Source organism: Commensalibacter papalotli (ex Botero et al. 2024) (genome assembly GCF_947179115.1).
Classification (GTDB): domain Bacteria; phylum Pseudomonadota; class Alphaproteobacteria; order Acetobacterales; family Acetobacteraceae; genus Commensalibacter; species Commensalibacter papalotli.
In genome coordinates, this window is sequence record NZ_CAMXCI010000001.1 from 322,093 (window position 1) to 338,520 (window position 16,428).

General features: G+C 37.1%; 15 protein-coding genes and 1 tRNA gene. 11 read left to right on the forward strand and 5 right to left on the reverse strand.

The genetic code is table 11. From position 1 onward, the window contains the following. The first annotated feature begins 3 nt into the window (after window positions 1-3). From coaE to QMN76_RS01495, 3 genes are all read left to right on the forward strand, one after another. Window positions 4-600 (forward strand): dephospho-CoA kinase, encoded by a 597-nt coding sequence (gene coaE, locus QMN76_RS01485; protein ID WP_282023067.1) that lies wholly within the window; start codon window positions 4-6, stop codon window positions 598-600. After that, a complete protein-coding gene (gene dnaQ / locus QMN76_RS01490; protein WP_282023066.1) occupies window positions 597-1,283 on the forward strand; it encodes a DNA polymerase III subunit epsilon in 687 nt (228 codons plus the stop codon). The genes coaE and dnaQ overlap by 4 nt, the downstream gene beginning before the upstream one ends. Before the next feature lie 177 nt (window positions 1,284-1,460). Beyond that, window positions 1,461-2,486: a lipid A deacylase LpxR family protein gene (locus QMN76_RS01495; RefSeq protein ID WP_034337202.1), complete on the forward strand. Its 1,026-nt coding sequence runs from the start codon at window positions 1,461-1,463 to the stop codon at window positions 2,484-2,486. Window positions 2,487-2,875: 389 nt separating this feature from the next. On the opposite strand, the gene QMN76_RS01500 is transcribed toward QMN76_RS01495, so the two are convergent. Continuing rightward, window positions 2,876-4,258 (reverse strand): MATE family efflux transporter, encoded by a 1,383-nt coding sequence (locus tag QMN76_RS01500; protein ID WP_282023065.1) that lies wholly within the window; start codon window positions 4,256-4,258, stop codon window positions 2,876-2,878. A gap of 106 nt (window positions 4,259-4,364) precedes the next feature. On the opposite strand from QMN76_RS01500, the gene cysS reads away from it, so the two are divergent. Then, complete coding sequence (cysS, locus tag QMN76_RS01505; protein ID WP_282023063.1) at window positions 4,365-5,720, forward strand: cysteine--tRNA ligase; 1,356 nt, start codon at window positions 4,365-4,367, stop codon at window positions 5,718-5,720. A gap of 1 nt (window position 5,721) precedes the next feature. Continuing rightward, window positions 5,722-6,498, forward strand: coding sequence for an RNA methyltransferase (locus QMN76_RS01510; protein WP_034337197.1), 777 nt, complete (start codon window positions 5,722-5,724; stop codon window positions 6,496-6,498). 13 nt (window positions 6,499-6,511) lie between these two features. Here the strand turns inward: QMN76_RS01510 and QMN76_RS01515 are convergent, their stop codons facing one another. Further along, window positions 6,512-7,042: an HdeD family acid-resistance protein gene (locus QMN76_RS01515; RefSeq protein WP_034337195.1), complete on the reverse strand. Its 531-nt coding sequence runs from the start codon at window positions 7,040-7,042 to the stop codon at window positions 6,512-6,514. Between the two features lie 220 nt (window positions 7,043-7,262). Further along, entirely contained in the window at window positions 7,263-8,030 is a 768-nt protein-coding gene (locus QMN76_RS01520) for a hypothetical protein (RefSeq protein WP_282065639.1), read from the reverse strand. Between the two features lie 459 nt (window positions 8,031-8,489). On the opposite strand from QMN76_RS01520, the gene rpsD reads away from it, so the two are divergent. Together rpsD and QMN76_RS01530 are read left to right on the forward strand one after the other, a co-directional pair. Then, window positions 8,490-9,107, forward strand: coding sequence for a 30S ribosomal protein S4 (gene rpsD, locus QMN76_RS01525; RefSeq protein ID WP_034337192.1), 618 nt, complete (start codon window positions 8,490-8,492; stop codon window positions 9,105-9,107). A gap of 89 nt (window positions 9,108-9,196) precedes the next feature. Next, window positions 9,197-10,744 carry a peptide chain release factor 3 gene (locus tag QMN76_RS01530; protein WP_282023060.1) on the forward strand — a complete coding sequence of 516 codons (1,548 nt, stop codon included), beginning with the start codon at window positions 9,197-9,199 and terminating at the stop codon, window positions 10,742-10,744. Here the strand turns inward: QMN76_RS01530 and QMN76_RS01535 are convergent. Then, entirely contained in the window at window positions 10,741-11,427 is a 687-nt protein-coding gene (locus QMN76_RS01535) for an NUDIX hydrolase (RefSeq protein ID WP_282023058.1), read from the reverse strand. The genes QMN76_RS01530 and QMN76_RS01535 overlap by 4 nt on opposite strands. A gap of 34 nt (window positions 11,428-11,461) precedes the next feature. Further along, window positions 11,462-11,535 (reverse strand) — tRNA-Gln (locus tag QMN76_RS01540). 180 nt (window positions 11,536-11,715) lie between these two features. On the opposite strand from QMN76_RS01540, the gene QMN76_RS01545 reads away from it, so the two are divergent. The 4 genes from QMN76_RS01545 to QMN76_RS01560 all read left to right on the forward strand — a co-directional run bounded on the left by QMN76_RS01545 (window position 11,716) and on the right by QMN76_RS01560 (window position 16,428). After that, the gene (locus QMN76_RS01545; RefSeq protein WP_051461845.1) at window positions 11,716-12,726 is read left to right on the forward strand and encodes a Ppx/GppA phosphatase family protein; all 1,011 of its coding nucleotides are present in this window, start codon (window positions 11,716-11,718) and stop codon (window positions 12,724-12,726) included. Window positions 12,727-12,752: 26 nt separating this feature from the next. After that, window positions 12,753-13,475: an RlmE family RNA methyltransferase gene (locus tag QMN76_RS01550; RefSeq protein WP_034337187.1), complete on the forward strand. Its 723-nt coding sequence runs from the start codon at window positions 12,753-12,755 to the stop codon at window positions 13,473-13,475. A 133-nt stretch (window positions 13,476-13,608) separates the two neighbouring features. Continuing rightward, complete coding sequence (gene guaB / locus QMN76_RS01555; protein ID WP_282023057.1) at window positions 13,609-15,093, forward strand: IMP dehydrogenase; 1,485 nt, start codon at window positions 13,609-13,611, stop codon at window positions 15,091-15,093. 24 nt (window positions 15,094-15,117) lie between these two features. Then, window positions 15,118-16,428 (forward strand): RsmB/NOP family class I SAM-dependent RNA methyltransferase, encoded by a 1,311-nt coding sequence (locus tag QMN76_RS01560; protein WP_282023056.1) that lies wholly within the window; start codon window positions 15,118-15,120, stop codon window positions 16,426-16,428.

Sequence of the window (16,428 nt, forward strand, 5' to 3'; positions counted from 1 at the left end):
TCTATGAAAATTTTGGGTGTTACAGGCAGTATGGGAATGGGGAAAAGTACAGTATGTGAGCTGTTCCATCGTTATGGTTTTCCAGTTTTTGATGCAGATCAAGTTGTACATCAATTACAAGGTCCAAATGGTAAAGGACTTAAATTAATTGAAAAGACTTTTCCTGGTTCAGTTAAAAATAATGCCTTAGATAGGAATTATTTGCGTCGCATAATAGTTGAAGACCGTAGTAATTTAAAAAAAATAGAACAAATTATTTTACCCTTAGTAGCCCAAGAACGGGATCGATTTATTCGTCATGCACAGGCAAGGGGACTAAGTTGGTGTGTTCTTGATGTACCTTTGTTATTCGAGAAAAAAATTAATTTGCTCTGTACTAAAACTTTAGTTGTTACCGCACCTGTTGATGTACAAAAAAATAGAATTTTAAAAAGAAATACGATTACGTGGGAGCAAGCTCGTGCTTTTATTGACAGTCAGATGCCCAATCGAATAAAATGTAAGATGGCTGATATTCTTGTGAAAACTGGATTATCCAAAGCTCATACATTTTTTCAAGTTAAGAAAATTATCCGGTTAATGCAGATGGATCAACTATGAATCAACGTTCAGTTTTATTCGATACGGAAACAACGGGGGTTGACCCTCTTAAAGGCGATCGAATTATTGAAATTGCTGCAATCGAGTTGATTAATGATTTACCAACGGATAATTATTATCATGCTTTAATTAATCCCGAACGTGATATTCCGATTGAGGCAACACGTGTTCATGGAATGACAATCGAAGATTTAAAAGGAAAACCGAAATTTAAAGAAATTGCTGATGATTTCTTAGAATTTATTCAAGATGATCCTTTGGTTGCACATAATGCCCCGTTTGATTTTAAATTTGTGAATGCAGAGCTCAGCCGTATTAAACGTTCTGAGATTTCTTTAGATCGTATGGTGGATACGTTAAAGCTTGCCAGAGCCAAATATCCTCTTTCCCCCAATAGTTTGGATGCACTATGCCGACGTTTTTCTATTGATCTATCTGCACGAACAACCCATAACGCGTTACTTGACTGCAAATTGCTTTCCGAAGTCTATATTCAATTAACAGGGGGTAGACAAAGAGGGTTAGGGTTTGCAAGTCAAGGATCTGAAAAAACTGGGAAAACCTATCAAAAATTACAAGACCATATGCCGATTTTTGTAAAACCAACAGAGCAAGAGCTTGAACAGCATAAAAAATTTATAGAAAAAAATATTCCTGAAGCTTTGTGGGATAAAAATAGTTAAATACAAATATTATAAAATAACAACAATAACAAGCGTTGCAAATTTGTTTCTATTTTTGATTAAATAATTCAATCTAGACTGATAGGCGCATAAACAGCTTTTCTTTGAAAAGTAAAAGACGTAGATAATGAACAGAATACTCTCCATTTTCTCTTTCATAGATTGTAAGGTTATATTATGGGTCATCAGAAACGCGCCTCTATCTCTAAGTTTTTATTTACATCAGCTCTTGTTTCCGCTGCTGTTATCTCATCTTCTGTGGCGCATGCTACACCTAAACAAGATCCATACGATACGTTAACCTTACAATGGGAAAATGACGCTGCATCTACTTTAAATGGTACTTCTGACCAATATTATACAAATGGTTTAAAAATTGGCTGGACTTCTCCAACTGATAAACTTCCTAAACCGATTGCAGATGTTAATACATTTTTACTTGGTAATGGTATGCAACGTATTCATTGGGGGTTGCAACAAATGATGTTCACCCCACGTGATACCAAAGCTTCTGTCAGATTGCCTCATGATCGTCCTTATGCAGGGGTATTACTAACCACTGTTAATTTAATTAGTGATACTGATAATACGCGTAGTGTTTTTGGCTTTCAGGCAGGTTTGATGGGTCCTGGTGCTTTGGGACGTCAAGTTCAAAATGGATTCCATAGTATTATTGGAGATCATAAAAATAAAGGTTGGCATAATCAGTTGAAAAATATGCCAGTTTTTCAAGTGCAAATGGGACGTACATGGCGTTATAAATTTGCACAATTAGGTGGTGTAGATTTTGATGTTCTTCCCTCTGCAAATGGAGCCGCAGGTAACTATAAAACTTTTGCACAACTAGGTGGCATCGTCAGATTTGGTCAAGGGTTGGATAGTGATTTTGGACCTTCTCGAATTGGTTCAGGTAATGACGGCACAGATGCTTATGTTGGAACAAATTTTGTAAACTGGTATGTGTTTGGTGGAGTTGATGGTCAGGCTGTGGCTTATAACGCAACATTGCAAGGTGATCCAACACATTCGAATTCACAACATGTTTCAAAAAAATGGGATGTGGGTGAGATTCTTGCTGGTGCTGCTGTAATCGTTAAAGGGTATAAAATTGCATATACCCAAACATGGCAAACACAAGAATTTAAAGGCCAAAAAAGCGGACTTTTTAATTATGGATCAGTTTCTGTATCCTTTAAATTCTAGAATTGATTATCTTTGTATATAGTTTTTTGAAACCTCACTTTATGTGAGGTTTTTTTATGTAAAGCTGATTCAATACTTAGTTTACAATTTAAATCGAAATTGTAATTATTTATGTATTTTATCGACAGCAATCATAATCGATGTGATTGGCAGAGCTATTACGATACTGAATATAATGAATAAAAAAACAAATATGCATACACCCAGATTAAGAAAGTATTTTTATTTTACTTGCTAACCAGTGATGAAGCATCATAAAAATAAACGGGGACAGGATTGTAATTCGTACTCAATGCAGAAATTACAAATGCTGTAAACCTATTATTTCAAAGCATAATAGGTTTTCATTTAAATTAGATGAGGAACTAGTGTAGCACATTCGTGCATCATCAACGTAAAGCGCGTTGCAGCATTTTTTTAGGATCACGTGTAAGTAAATAAAAGCGTGTGGTTGATAAAAGTGCTAGAATTCCTAATCCTACGCCCATTCCAGCCCAAAGGCCAGGGGCATTCCATTGCCAACCAAAAGCAAACCATACACTTAACGTATATCCAACACCCCAAAAACTAATCAGTGCCAAGATCATAGGAATAGTGGTGTCTTTTAACCCTCGTAAAGCACCCATCGCTACAGTTTGTATCCCGTCAACGATTTGGAATAAACCAACGACCTGAATAATGGCGACAGCAATGGCTGCTGTATTCGCATTATCTGGAGAAGTAGTATCCAAAGCTAGGCGGACGACCAGGTAAGGAAAGCTGAAAATAAATATACAAACAAAACTCATAATTAACGCGCTGAGACCAATTGTTAAAAATCCACTTTTGCGGGCGCGATAAGGCTTTTGTGCCCCAATCCAATAGCTGACCCGAACATTTGCGGCTTGTGAAATTGCCAAGGGAATCATAAACGCAAAAGTTGCAAAACTGATGGCAATTTGATGCGCTGCCAAAGATTCTGTTCCAAGTTTAGTTGCATTGAAATTAGCAAAGAGGAAAAGTAATATCTCAGCAGCAGCACTTATACAAATCGGTAACCCCAATTTAAGTAAGGGTTTGAGCAACGCTAGGTCAATTGCAAAAGGATATAAATATTGCTTTAAATCTTTTTTAAGATGCGCCACCCCAATTAAAAGAAACGTTGAAAGCCATAAAGCCAGAGTGGTTCCTAATGCCGAACCATAAAGGCCCATTTTAGGGGCGCCCCATAATCCATAAATAAAGGCAGCATTTAACAACCCATTAATAATTGCAGTAATAGGAGTAATTTGTAGTAAAAGCTTAGATGCGTTTATTGCAGGTAAGATAACCCTAATAAGGCCCGTTCCTGCAATGACTGGAATAACACCCCACAGCAAAATATGCATGAAATGCTGTGATTTATCTAATATATTGCGATCATGTTCACCATTCCATTGCAGAATAGTGCTGGAATGGTATAAAATATATAAACAAGGTAAAGATAAAAGAATACCAAAAATATAAGTGGTCCAATATATTTTTGAGACATTATGAATAGCTTTTGCGCCAATATTTTGAGCAATTAAAATAGCAGCCGAACTGATAGCAGATTGAAAAATAATACAAATAGAAAAGAAAATATTGGTTGTTAATCCACCAATTGCCAAAGTTTCCTTGTCAACATGACCCAACAGGACTGTATCGGTAACGCCCATTGCCATTTGAAAGAGTTGTGAAAAAGCAATAGGAACAGCAATATAAGCAATTGCGTAAAGTTCACTTTTAAAAAAATTTTGTGTATTATTTTGCATTTAGGTATCTATGGTATAGCGAAAAAAAAGACTTGTATTTTTTTCTTAAGAAAATAAAAAACATTGTAGGCAACTTTAAAAATAGAGATAGTAAAGAAAAAAAGAAATGAGCAAATTGAATTTATCGTTATATGACAGTCGTCAACATAAGGTTGTTCCTTTTGTTGCTTTGGATCGTTTGCATGTTCGTCTCTATTTTTGTGGACCTACGGTATATGATTTTTTGCATATTGGTAATTTACGAGCAATGCTTACCGCTGATATTTTGGTAAGGACGCTCAGATCATTATATCCCAAAGTCACATATGTTCGTAATATCACAGATGTTGATGATAAAATCAATGCTCGCGCAAAATTAAATAATGAATCCATACAGTCTTTGACAATCAGAACTACCAAAGATTTTCATCAAGACATGCAATCAATGTATATTTTACCTCCTGATGTTGAGCCACGTGCTACCGAGCATATTGATGATATTCAAAAAATGATCGTGCAACTTATTGAGAATGGTCATGCTTATGCTGCTGAGGGGCATGTTTTGTTTTCTGTTCCTTCTTTTAAAGACTATGGTCATTTATCAGGTAGGAATCCAGAAGAGCTGATTGCAGGGGCGAGGGTAGAGGTTGCAACTTACAAAAAGAACCCAGGGGATTTTGTCTTGTGGAAACCTTCGACTGAAGATGAACCAGGATGGGACAGTCCTTGGGGAAAAGGCCGCCCTGGATGGCATATTGAATGTTCTGCTATGTCTTATCGTTACCTTGGGGAAAATTTCGATATTCATGGTGGTGGACATGATTTACTGTTTCCACACCATGAAAACGAATGTGCGCAAAGCTTATGTTGTTTTCCAGAAAGCAAATTTGCGAATATCTGGGTTCATAATGCGATGCTATTGGTGGATGGTGAAAAAATGTCTAAATCTTTAGGTAATTTCTTCACTATTCGTGAAATATTAGAGCAACATAATCCAGAAGCTATTCGTTTTGCGTTACTTCAAGCGCATTACCGTTCTGTTTTGAATTTTTCTCAAGCTGGATTAAAAGAAGCAAAGCAAATTATGGATCGTTTTTATCGTGCTTTGTCTACTTTTGAATCAGAGTTAGAACAAAAAGTTAACTTACCAGAAACTTTTGTTGAAGCAATGTTGGATGATTTAAATACTCCAAAAGGATTAATGATCATGCATCAATTAGCAGATCAGGCGCTAAAAGGGGATAAACAAGCAGCATTACAATTAAAAGAAGCAGGCAAACAACTAGGGCTGTTTAATAGTTTACCGTCAAAATGGTTCCAAAATACAGATAAAGCACAAGAGGTAGAGGTTTTAATTGAACAACGCAATGCTGCGAAAAAAGCCAGAGACTTTGCCAAAGCAGATCAAATTCGTGATGATCTAAAAGCCCAAGGTATTATTCTTGAAGACAGCCCTCAAGGCACAACTTGGAGGCAAGTATAAGATGACGGGCAAGGATGGTGGCGCAGATTTAGAGCCAATAGGTAATACACCTGTCGTAATTTTAGTAAGACCACAGCTTGCAGAAAATATTGGAACCGTTGCCCGAGCTATGGCAAATGGTGGGTTATTTCACCTCAGGCTGGTTGCACCGCGTGACGGTTGGCCACAACAAATAGCGTGGCGAGCATCGTCTGGTGCAGATCGCTTATTAGATAATGCTCAGGTTTTCAAAACAGTGGAAGACGCGGTTGCTGATCTTCAACATGTATTTGCAACCTGTCCACGACCACGACATATTATCAAGCCGTTGCTTACTGCACGAGGTGGTGCGCTGGAAATGCGTGAAATGACAAATCGTGATTTAAAAGTAGGGATCCTTTTCGGTCCAGAACGGACTGGATTGGAAAATGATGATTTTGCCCATACAGATTACTGGATCAGATACCCACTAGATCCAAGATTTATGTCTTTGAATCTTGCTCAAGCTGTGATGATTATGGCTTATGAATGGTGGATGGCCACAGAGCAAACACCGCAGCGTCAATTACAAACAAACGGTACTCATATTGCCAACAAAGGTGAGCTGGAAAATTTTATGGATCATTTGGTTAAGGAGCTTGATCATTGTGGTTTTTTACGTAATGAACAAAAACGCTCGGGAATGGTTCGTAATCTTCGTCACTTCTTTCAAAGAGGAGAGGTGACTGACCAAGAATTACGAACCTTACACGGGATTGTCTCTGAATTGGTAAGAGGACCTAAGAAAGACAACCTTTAATTATTGCTATTATTTATTTGATCTTGTTTTTTAAATTAAGACCCAGTTGTATCCAACCAGCACCAACAAAGATAAGATCAAAAGCAATCATAAAACCAATAAACCATAATCCACTGAGTGGTTGAATAAAGAGCATAACCCCTACGATAATACCCATAATACCACTAAACATTAAAAATCCCCAGCCGCCTGTTGATTTATGGTTTAATGCAATCATAATTCGCATGATACCGCCAAAACAAAAGCAAATAGCAAGAAATGTTGTAAGGACAAGAGATCCTAATACAGGTCCTTTGACAAGTAAGATCCCACCAACTAAATAGACAATCCCTGCAAGAGCGGAAAAGATAAACCCCTTCCAACCTTTAACGTAACAAGCATGAAATATCTGTGCAATGCCAGTAAGGATCAATACAACCCCCAAAGCAATAACAACAGCAATTGTTACGAGAACGGTATCGAGAAGTGCCAAGCATCCTAAAACAAGTGTAATAATACCCAAACCAATAAACCATTTCCACTTCTGTGCAAATAATTCGTCCATCAATAAACTCCTAATATATAATATCAATTGTTATTGATGCTATTCGTTTTGCCAATATTTTCCAAGTTATAATATTAAAAATAAAAACATCTATCTTTTGATTAAAGCAAAGAAGAGTTGCGAATTCACAAGGTAATTTATAAAAAAATGCATCACAATTTTGGTAAATGTGATGCATTTAAATAAATTAATAATATAAAAATCAAGAAATTAATATTAATTATGCTATTTGTTTTAATTCTTCATCCAACGATACACATGGGCCACCTGCTACAACATGGACAACTAAAATATTAACACGTGGATCATCAGCATTATTATATTCTGTTCCTAATGGTAAATAAGCATTCCCATCTGTCCAGCGATATAGGTTACTTTCAATACCATGCCAACCTTTTAAGTTAGTTTGACTTAAATGTGCATCAATTGCTTTCATATTATTCTGGCTTAACAAAGTAATATTACCGATTAATACTCCTAAAGATCTTTTGTCGTCTACATATTGACCACCAATCGTATCATTTGGGCGACCAACATTAGAAATTAAGTGAATGTTTTCGATATCATTGGGGACAGCAAAGAGAAAACGATCTTTATTTTGCGCGTGAGAATAAATGATCTTTCCGCTTTCAGTTTGGATACATAATTGCGGATCTTTGTCCAATACAAGTGCATTCATTCTTTTTTTCAATCCTAGTGTTTGAGCTCTATTTATAATTTGATTAAATAGTGGCTCAACCAAGTTACAGTCTGTAACTTGAGACGCACAACTATTTTTACCCCAGTTTTTCCCAACATTTTGTTGAGAAAATAGCATGACATTATTTTCAGGATCATTTAAGGTGCGACGATTACCTGCATTGAAATAACTCTCTGTCAACATTTCATCGGTATAAATTACTGAATTCTTATCGATTTCAAGGATGTCACCATCATTCACCGTTGTGTTGTAGACGTTTCCGTTACTTACATTACTCGTTGATGCCATCGTATAATCCTGTGAATTAAATATTTAATTAATGTCTATATAATGCACTTAATAACAATAAATTGTATTTCAATATAAAGAAGTATTTTTTTTATTGTTTATATTATTAAATACATTTATATATTTAATGTTTATTAACTTTTAATAAACATTATTAATATAGTATTAATAATGTTTGGTTTTTTAGTAATATTCTGTATTGTTCAATGATCAACAAAAATATATTACAATGATGATACAAATTCGTTTTTATTATTAACTGTTTGACTTTTTGAAGTAATCTTCGTATATAGCTTTCATTGCTGGGAAAGTGGTTTGTAGTTTTTACCAAGGTGTGTAGAGGTTAACTTGGTATATAAAATCATCGAACCCGTCCTTAGATAAGGAACTACCAGTACAAAAAAATGTTAATATTGTTTGCCTCTGCAATATTAGATGTATAAGAAAGTCTTAATCGTTATGAGTAAACGTTTACAAAGTAAGTATAAAATTAATCGTCGTTTAGGCGTTAATTTATGGGGACGTGCAAAGTCACCTATTAACAAACGTGAATACGGTCCAGGTCAACATGGTCAACGCCGTCGTTCAAAGCCATCTGACTTTAGTGTTCAATTAATGGCAAAACAAAAGCTGAAAGGTTACTATGGTAACATCAGCGAAAAACAATTCCGTCGTTATTATGATGAAGCATCTCGCCGTAAAGGGGATACTTCAGAAAATTTGATCAATATTTTGGAACGCCGCCTAGACGCAGTTGTTTACCGTCTTAAATTCGCAGCAACACCATTCGCTGCACGTCAATTTATTAACCATGGACATATCTTGGTTAACGGTAAAAAAGTTAATATTCCTTCATATTCTTTAAAAGATAACGATGTTGTCGAAGTTAAAGAAAAATCAAAACAACTTGCGATCGTTCTTGATGCTGTTCAAAGCAAAGAGCGTGATACACCTGAATATTTGCAAGTTGATCATCGTCAAATGAAAGGCAGCTTTGTCCGTTCGCCTAAATTAAACGATGTTCCATATCCTGTGACAATGGAACCAAATCTAGTGATCGAGTTCTATTCTCGTTAATTGTTCTTTGCTGTTATTGCAAGGTCGCCGAGCGGTATATATACGCTCGGCTTTTGTGTGTTTAAACCCCACTATTTTGAGTGCTTGTTATGTCAAATTCTGTTCAATCATTGGAAAAAGAAATTTCCCGTCGACGCACATTTGCGATTATTTCCCATCCTGATGCGGGTAAGACGACATTGACAGAGCGTATTTTGCATGCAGGTGGGGCTATTCAGATGGCCGGAAGTGTGCGTGCGAAACGTGAACAACGTCGCACGCGTTCTGACTGGATGAATATTGAAAAAGACCGTGGTATTTCGGTAGTAACCTCGGTTATGACATTTGAATATGGTGGGTGTATTTTTAATTTGCTTGATACCCCAGGTCATGAAGACTTCTCTGAAGATACATATCGAACCCTGACAGCGGTTGATGCTGCTGTGATGGTTATTGATGCCGCCAAAGGGATTGAGGCCAGAACGCGTAAGTTATTTGAAATTTGCCGCCTCAGGGATATACCGATTGTGACCTTTATTAATAAAATGGATAGAGAATCACAAGACCCATTTGATTTATTGCATGAAGTAGCTTCGGCATTGGCTTTAGAAACCACTCCATTGACTTGGCCAGTTGGCAGAGCTGCAAAATTCCTTGGGACATATGACCTGCGTAAAGATTCAATGCGTTTGAAAGAAGAGGTCGTGGATAACGATGAGCGCATTCTTCAAATGCAAGAAGAAGTTGAATTGGCTAAAGTAGGTTTGCCAGAGTTTAATCTTGATGATTTTAATGCAGGTTTTTTAACACCTGTATTTTTCGGAAGTGCGATTAAAGAGCTTGGTGTTGCTGATCTATTGGATGCATTAGCAGAGTTTGGCCCCAGCCCCAGAAATCAACCTAGCCAAGAACGTCAAGTAGCAGCGAATGAAGCGTCTATGACGGCTTTAGTCTTTAAAATTCAAGCGAATATGGATCCAAATCATCGTGACCGTATTGCTTTTGCACGTATTTGTTCAGGTCGACTCGAAAGAGGTATGAAATTGAAACATACCCGCACAGGCAAGACTTTCGCACTACATACACCACAATTTTTCTTTGCCAGAGACCGTCAGTTGGCTGAAGAAGCCTTCGCAGGGGATGTTGTTGGTATTCCTAATCACGGAACGCTTAGAATTGGCGACACATTAACAGAAGGTGAAGATTTGCAATTTACAGGTGTTCCATATTTTGCACCTGAAATATTACGTCGTGTAAATCTGAAGGACGCCATGAAAGCTAAAAAGCTAAAACAAGCGTTAACTGAATTAGCAGAAGAAGGCGTGGTGCAGTTATTTAAACCTCAAGATGGTTCAGCACCGATTGTTGGTGTGGTTGGGGTATTGCAGCTAGATGTTTTACAAACGCGTCTAAAACATGAATATGGTGTTGATATTACTTTTGATAATATTTCTTTTTCTCAAGCACGTTGGGTGCAAGGGGATAAGCTAACTATTGAGCGTTTTATCAATTCAAATCGCAGTGCAATTGCTGATGATATTGATGGCGATCCAGTTTTCTTGTCTACATCAGATTTTATGATGCAACGTGCAGTCGATGCTAATAAAGAATTATCTTTTCATGATATTAAACAAATTGGTATTGGGGTCACTTCTTAAAACCTCCAATTTTGTATTAAAAACTGTGTAGTCGGTAAAGTGTTTTCAGGTAATTCGGAATATTGTGAGCAACAAAGAATTTCATCATATTCTGGGTTATTATTTACTTGCCAAATAGTTTGTATTTGTTGAAATGATAATTTAGTTTCAAGTAAAATACCAATATCTATAATATGAGTATTAGTATGCTCAGTTGCAGAAATTATTCTTGGGTTTATTAAATTACTTTGATGTAACCCTAATTCTTCTTCGGCCTCGGCATAAAGTTGAGTATGCAGATCTACGTTATCTTTTCCTTCTCTAGATTCCACAGTACCTGCGGGTGGAGATTGCCAATATCCAGGCAAATAGACTGATTTAACAGTTCTTTTTCCTAATATAAAACCGTCTGGGCATTTGATTAAACCAATTACAGCAAGGGATCTTATTGATAGATCAGGATATAATTCTGGTTTTTCTGTTTGAGCTAAGACGTATTTGTATTCTGTCCAATAACCTGTAATAGCTTCTGTGTTTAATTGCTCAATGTTGAAAACTCTTCCGTTAAAGAGGTTAGGGTATTGTTTTCTTTTATTATTCCAAATCGTATGTACTTCATTTTCAATGGAAGAGGAATATTTTTGGATATTAGAATTTATACTAATTTTTAAAGAAGAATTTAAACTAGTTGTATTCCACTGCATTTCACAAACCACCTTTTGAAATTAATGTGGATTTTGGCTGGGAGACCTGGATTCGAACCAGGGCTGATCGGGTCAGAGCCGATAGTTCTACCGCTAAACTATCTCCCAATAGATCAATTGCGCTTGAATGACTATCATTAAACTATATATAAAACAAGTATATTATGGCATATATTCCATAAATAGTGTAGAAGAAATAAATGGCTATTACTAAGCTTTGTATTCATTAAAATTGTCAATCAAGAGGTTTATCTTATAAGATTACTTTAAAAGATTGGAACGAGGGGCATGTTCGCAGCATTAGATTTAGGAACGAATAATTGTCGCCTTTTGATTGTTTCTTCAGGTCAAAGGGGGGTGCGGATTGTAGATAATTATAATCGTGTTGTTCGTCTGGGTGAGGGATTGTATGAAACAGGCTTGCTTAGCGAAGCTGCAATGGACCGAACGATGCAAGCCCTGCATCATTGTGCTGCACGTATTCATCGAAGAAAATCTTTTAATTTATATGCTGTGGCAACAGAAGCATGTAGACGCGCAAGTAATGCCCCCTTTTTTTTAAATCGTGTTCAAGAAGAAACAGGATTAAATATTAGCGTTATTTCCCCAAGAGAAGAAGTAGAGTTGGCTGTTACAGGATGTAGTACTTTTTTACACGATCGTGTGTTGCGTCGCAATAGAACTAAAACGTTACTATTTGATATTGGTGGGGGGTCTACCGAAGTTGCTTGGGTTCGTATTGATCCTGTGAGGCGTAAACAAACTTTAATTGGCTGTTGCAGCGTTCCTGTAGGTGTCATTACGCTAAGGGAGCAGTTTAAGCGTTTAACCCTAAATGAATATTATCAAATGGTAGATTTTGTTATCAGCAAAATTACTGAATTTGAACGTGTTCATCAAATCAGAGCAGAGATTTTACGTGAGCAAGTGCAATTTATTGGGGTGAGTGGAACCGTTACAGCTTTGGCTAGTATGATTTTGAAACAGCCTAAATATAGCAGGGCTGCAATTGATGGATTGATGTTAGAAACAACACAAGTCAAAGATATGATTCGTCATATCTTGGTCAGTAAATTTAATAAAATTTATGACTATGCGACGGTTAATCATAGTAAATTACATTATTTACTGCCTGGTTGTGCTATTTTCGAAGCTATTCACACAGTGTGGCCTGTGGAAGATATTGTTGTTGCTGATCGCGGTATACGTGATGGTATTATTGCAAAAATGTTGGATAATAAGTTAAATAAAGCTAATAAGCATAATTTTGATATTCTTCATTCTTTTGTAAAGAATTAAATTTTAAATTGATAAAGTAATCTATTATGGATGATAAAAATGCGAATGGAAGTTCGCCAAAGAAGAAAACTTCGCGTTTTGCAACCGCTGGGTTGACAGTAAAGTTAAAGAAAAGTCATGGACGTTCTACCTCACAACAAAGATGGTTAACCCGTCAGTTGAATGACCCATATGTTCGTGCAGCTCAACAACAAGGGTGGCGCTCTAGGGCGGCATTTAAACTTATTGAGTTAGATGAAAAGTTCAAATTCTTACGCCCAGGATTAAAAGTAATTGATCTGGGTGCTGCCCCTGGTGGATGGTCTCAGGTAGCAATATTTCGAAAAGCAACAAAAGTTGTTGGGATCGATTTATTGCATGTTGATCCTATTCCTGGCGCGGATATTATTCAGGGTGATTTTACAGACCCTGCAAATATGGATACTCTTATTGACATGTTGGGGGGTAAGGCTGACTTAGTTATGTCCGATATGGCACCTAATACAACTGGGCATTCAGCAACTGATCATATTCGTATTATTGATTTAACCGAAGATGCGTTGGCATTCGCTTTGGATATTTTAAACCCTCATGGGATTTTTATCGCCAAAGTATTCCAAGGAGGATCTGAAAAAGGAATGTTGGATAAGTTAAAACAAAATTTCAAAGTGGTTAAACACGCAAAACCACCAGCAAGCCGAAAAGAGTCCAAAGAGCTTTATGTTGTTGCAATTGGATTTAAAGGTAAGTCAGAAGAAAAAGAAGCGTAAAGAATTAAAACAACTTTTTACTCTTGTGAAACTTCACATTTAAGTGTATGAAGAATTGCCAATAGTTGGAACCCAAAAAATACGGGTTATCCCTTTTCTATATCGTTATTTAATCTCTATAAAGGGCAGCAAGATGGCAAATTCTTCTTTTCAATTCAAACAGATTCGTGAAGCACTGGCTTTCGATGATGTATTAATTATTCCTGCGCAATCTGATGTATTGCCCAGCCAAACGGATGTAAAAACGTTATTAACACGTTCTATCCCTTTAAATATTCCCTTGATTTCCTCTGCTATGGACACTGTAACAGAATATGCTATGGCGATTGCAATGGCACAAAATGGTGGTATTGGGGTTATTCATAAAAACTTGACCATTGAAGAACAGGCCAATCAAGTGCGCCAAGTAAAACGTTTTGAATCTGGTATGGTTGTTGATCCAGTTACCGTTCATCCTGATAATACGCTAGCACAAACTATTGAAATAATGAAGCAAAATCACATTAGTGGTTTGCCAGTGATTGAACGTAATACCAGTCGCTTAGTAGGTATTGTTACCCACAGAGACGTTCGTTTTGCGACAGACCCAAATCAACTTGTTTCTGAGTTGATGACGAAAGAAAACCTAATCACAGTCAAAGAAGGTGTAAAACCAGAGGCTGTTAAAAAGTTGCTTCATCAACATCGAATTGAAAAATTATTAGTTGTTGATACCCAAGATCGTTGTGTTGGTATTATTACCGTCAAAGATATGGAGAAATCTGTTGTATATCCTTTGGCAAATAAAGATCAATTTGGTCGTTTACGCTGTGCTGCGGCAACAGGTGTTGGCGAGGATGGCTATCAACGAGGAATTGCTTTGATTGATGCTGGAGTAGATGTGTTGGTAGTTGATACAGCACATGGACATTCATCTGGTGTATTAAAATCAATTGAAAGATTAAAAAAAGAACATTCAAATATCCAACTTATAGCAGGAAATATTGCTACACCTGAAGGGGCGAAAGCATTAATTGACGCTGGGGCTGATGCGGTTAAAGTTGGAATTGGACCAGGTTCGATTTGTACAACACGTGTGGTTGCCGGTGTTGGTGTTCCTCAGTTCACTGCTGTTATGGAAGTTGCTGAAGTTTGCCATAATGAAAATATTCCATTAATTGCTGATGGTGGTATTCGTACATCTGGCGATATTGTCAAAGCAATTGGTGCTGGGGCTGATGTGGTTATGGTTGGTTCTGTATTGGCAGGAACCGATGAAGCACCTGGTGAAGTATTTCTCTATCAAGGGCGTTCATACAAAGCATATCGTGGTATGGGTAGCCTTGGTGCAATGGCTAGAGGCTCTGCTGATCGTTATTTTCAACAAGATATTAAAGAGAGCCATAAGCTTGTTCCTGAGGGTATTGAAGGTCAAGTTCCTTACAAAGGCTCTGCCGAAGCTGTTATTCATCAACTTGTTGGTGGATTAAAAGCTGGCATGGGGTATACAGGAAATCCAAGCATTGATGCAATGAAGAAAAATGTTCAGTTCCGTAAAATTACTGGAGCTGGTTTAAGAGAGAGCCACGTTCATGATGTGACGATCACACGTGAAGCTCCGAACTATCGTCACAATTAATTAAAAGTAAATAAGTATCGAATTATGACACCTTCCGCTCAAATATCTGCGGTTATTGAACTGCTATTAACCATTCAAAACCAAAGGCACGCACCAGCTGATGCGACGGCTAATCGTTTTTTCAGACAACGCCGTTATATTGGCGGGGGGGATCGTCGATATGTTTCTGCTCAGATATGGGAAATCATGCGTCATCATCGTAAATTACAATGGTGGTTAAAACGTATTGGTAGCCAAATTAATCCAAGAATGATGGTTGCTGCTTTTTTAATGCTATCTGGTAAAACTCTTAAAGAGGTTAATAATCTTTTTTCTGGCGAAAGATATGCCCCTTTATCTTTGACTCAAAATGAAGGATTGTTTTTACAATCCTTAGAAGGGCAAGAGCTTTTTTACAAAGAGATGCCAAAAGCTGTATTTTACGAGATTCCAGATTGGGTTTATCCATTGTTCCAACAACAATTTGGTGAGAGTATTGATGCTGAACTTTCGGCATTGCTTGAACCAGCCTCTCTTGATTTGCGCGTTAATATTTTAAAAGAAGAACGTAATAATGCCAAAGAGATGTTAAAACAAGAGGGAATTTCTTCTGAGAAAATGCCTTTGTCTCCTTGGGGATTACGAGTTGAAGGAAGGCAATCTGTTACGTCTACTGATTTGTTCAAAAATGGCATCATTGAAATTCAAGATGAAGGTAGTCAATTGATTGCATTAATGACTGGGGTGACGTCTCAAATGCGTGTTTTGGATTTTTGTGCTGGTGCAGGCGGTAAAACCCTTGCTATGGCCATGATGATGCAGAATAAAGGGCAGATTATTGCCTCTGACGTTCATAATGTTCGTATTAATGCTGCTGAAAAGCGTTTTCGTCGTGCAGGTGTTTTTAATGTTCAAACACATTTATTTGCCGAGGGTGCAAAATGGATCAAAAGACGTGTTAAGACATTTGATCGTGTGCTTGTTGATGCACCGTGCAGTGGGACAGGAACATGGCGACGCAATCCTGATGCGCGTTTAAAATTCAAAGCGATTGATTTAGAAGAGCTCGTTGCAAAGCAAGCTGATATTTTAGATTCTGCTTCTAAAATGGTAAAAGAGGGCGGGCGTTTAATTTATGCAACTTGCTCACTTTTGCAAAAAGAAAATCAAGACCAAATAGAGTTTTTTTTAAAAGCTCATCCAGAGTTTAAATTGGTATGTCCAGACACACCCGAGAAATTATTACCTGATGAATTTTACAAAAATCCAAGCTTCCAATTAACGCCAGCACAATATAAAACTGATGGTTTTTTCTGTGCTGTTTTAGAGCGTCAAAAGGAAAAGGCAGCCGAATAA

Bases quoted from the DNA above. Each gene is read 5' to 3' on its own strand.
- coaE (WP_282023067.1), top strand. From the start codon at position 4: ATGAAAATTTTGGGTGTTACAGGCAGTATGGGAATGGGGAAAAGTACA.
- dnaQ (WP_282023066.1), top strand. From the start codon at position 597: ATGAATCAACGTTCAGTTTTATTCGATACGGAAACAACGGGGGTTGAC.
- QMN76_RS01495 (WP_034337202.1), top strand. From the start codon at position 1,461: ATGGGTCATCAGAAACGCGCCTCTATCTCTAAGTTTTTATTTACATCA.
- QMN76_RS01500 (WP_282023065.1), bottom strand. From the start codon at position 4,258: ATGCAAAATAATACACAAAATTTTTTTAAAAGTGAACTTTACGCAATT.
- cysS (WP_282023063.1), top strand. From the start codon at position 4,365: ATGAGCAAATTGAATTTATCGTTATATGACAGTCGTCAACATAAGGTT.
- QMN76_RS01510 (WP_034337197.1), top strand. From the start codon at position 5,722: ATGACGGGCAAGGATGGTGGCGCAGATTTAGAGCCAATAGGTAATACA.
- QMN76_RS01515 (WP_034337195.1), bottom strand. From the start codon at position 7,042: ATGGACGAATTATTTGCACAGAAGTGGAAATGGTTTATTGGTTTGGGT.
- QMN76_RS01520 (WP_282065639.1), bottom strand. From the start codon at position 8,030: ATGGCATCAACGAGTAATGTAAGTAACGGAAACGTCTACAACACAACG.
- rpsD (WP_034337192.1), top strand. From the start codon at position 8,490: ATGAGTAAACGTTTACAAAGTAAGTATAAAATTAATCGTCGTTTAGGC.
- QMN76_RS01530 (WP_282023060.1), top strand. From the start codon at position 9,197: ATGTCAAATTCTGTTCAATCATTGGAAAAAGAAATTTCCCGTCGACGC.
- QMN76_RS01535 (WP_282023058.1), bottom strand. From the start codon at position 11,427: ATGCAGTGGAATACAACTAGTTTAAATTCTTCTTTAAAAATTAGTATA.
- QMN76_RS01545 (WP_051461845.1), top strand. From the start codon at position 11,716: ATGTTCGCAGCATTAGATTTAGGAACGAATAATTGTCGCCTTTTGATT.
- QMN76_RS01550 (WP_034337187.1), top strand. From the start codon at position 12,753: ATGGATGATAAAAATGCGAATGGAAGTTCGCCAAAGAAGAAAACTTCG.
- guaB (WP_282023057.1), top strand. From the start codon at position 13,609: ATGGCAAATTCTTCTTTTCAATTCAAACAGATTCGTGAAGCACTGGCT.
- QMN76_RS01560 (WP_282023056.1), top strand. From the start codon at position 15,118: ATGACACCTTCCGCTCAAATATCTGCGGTTATTGAACTGCTATTAACC.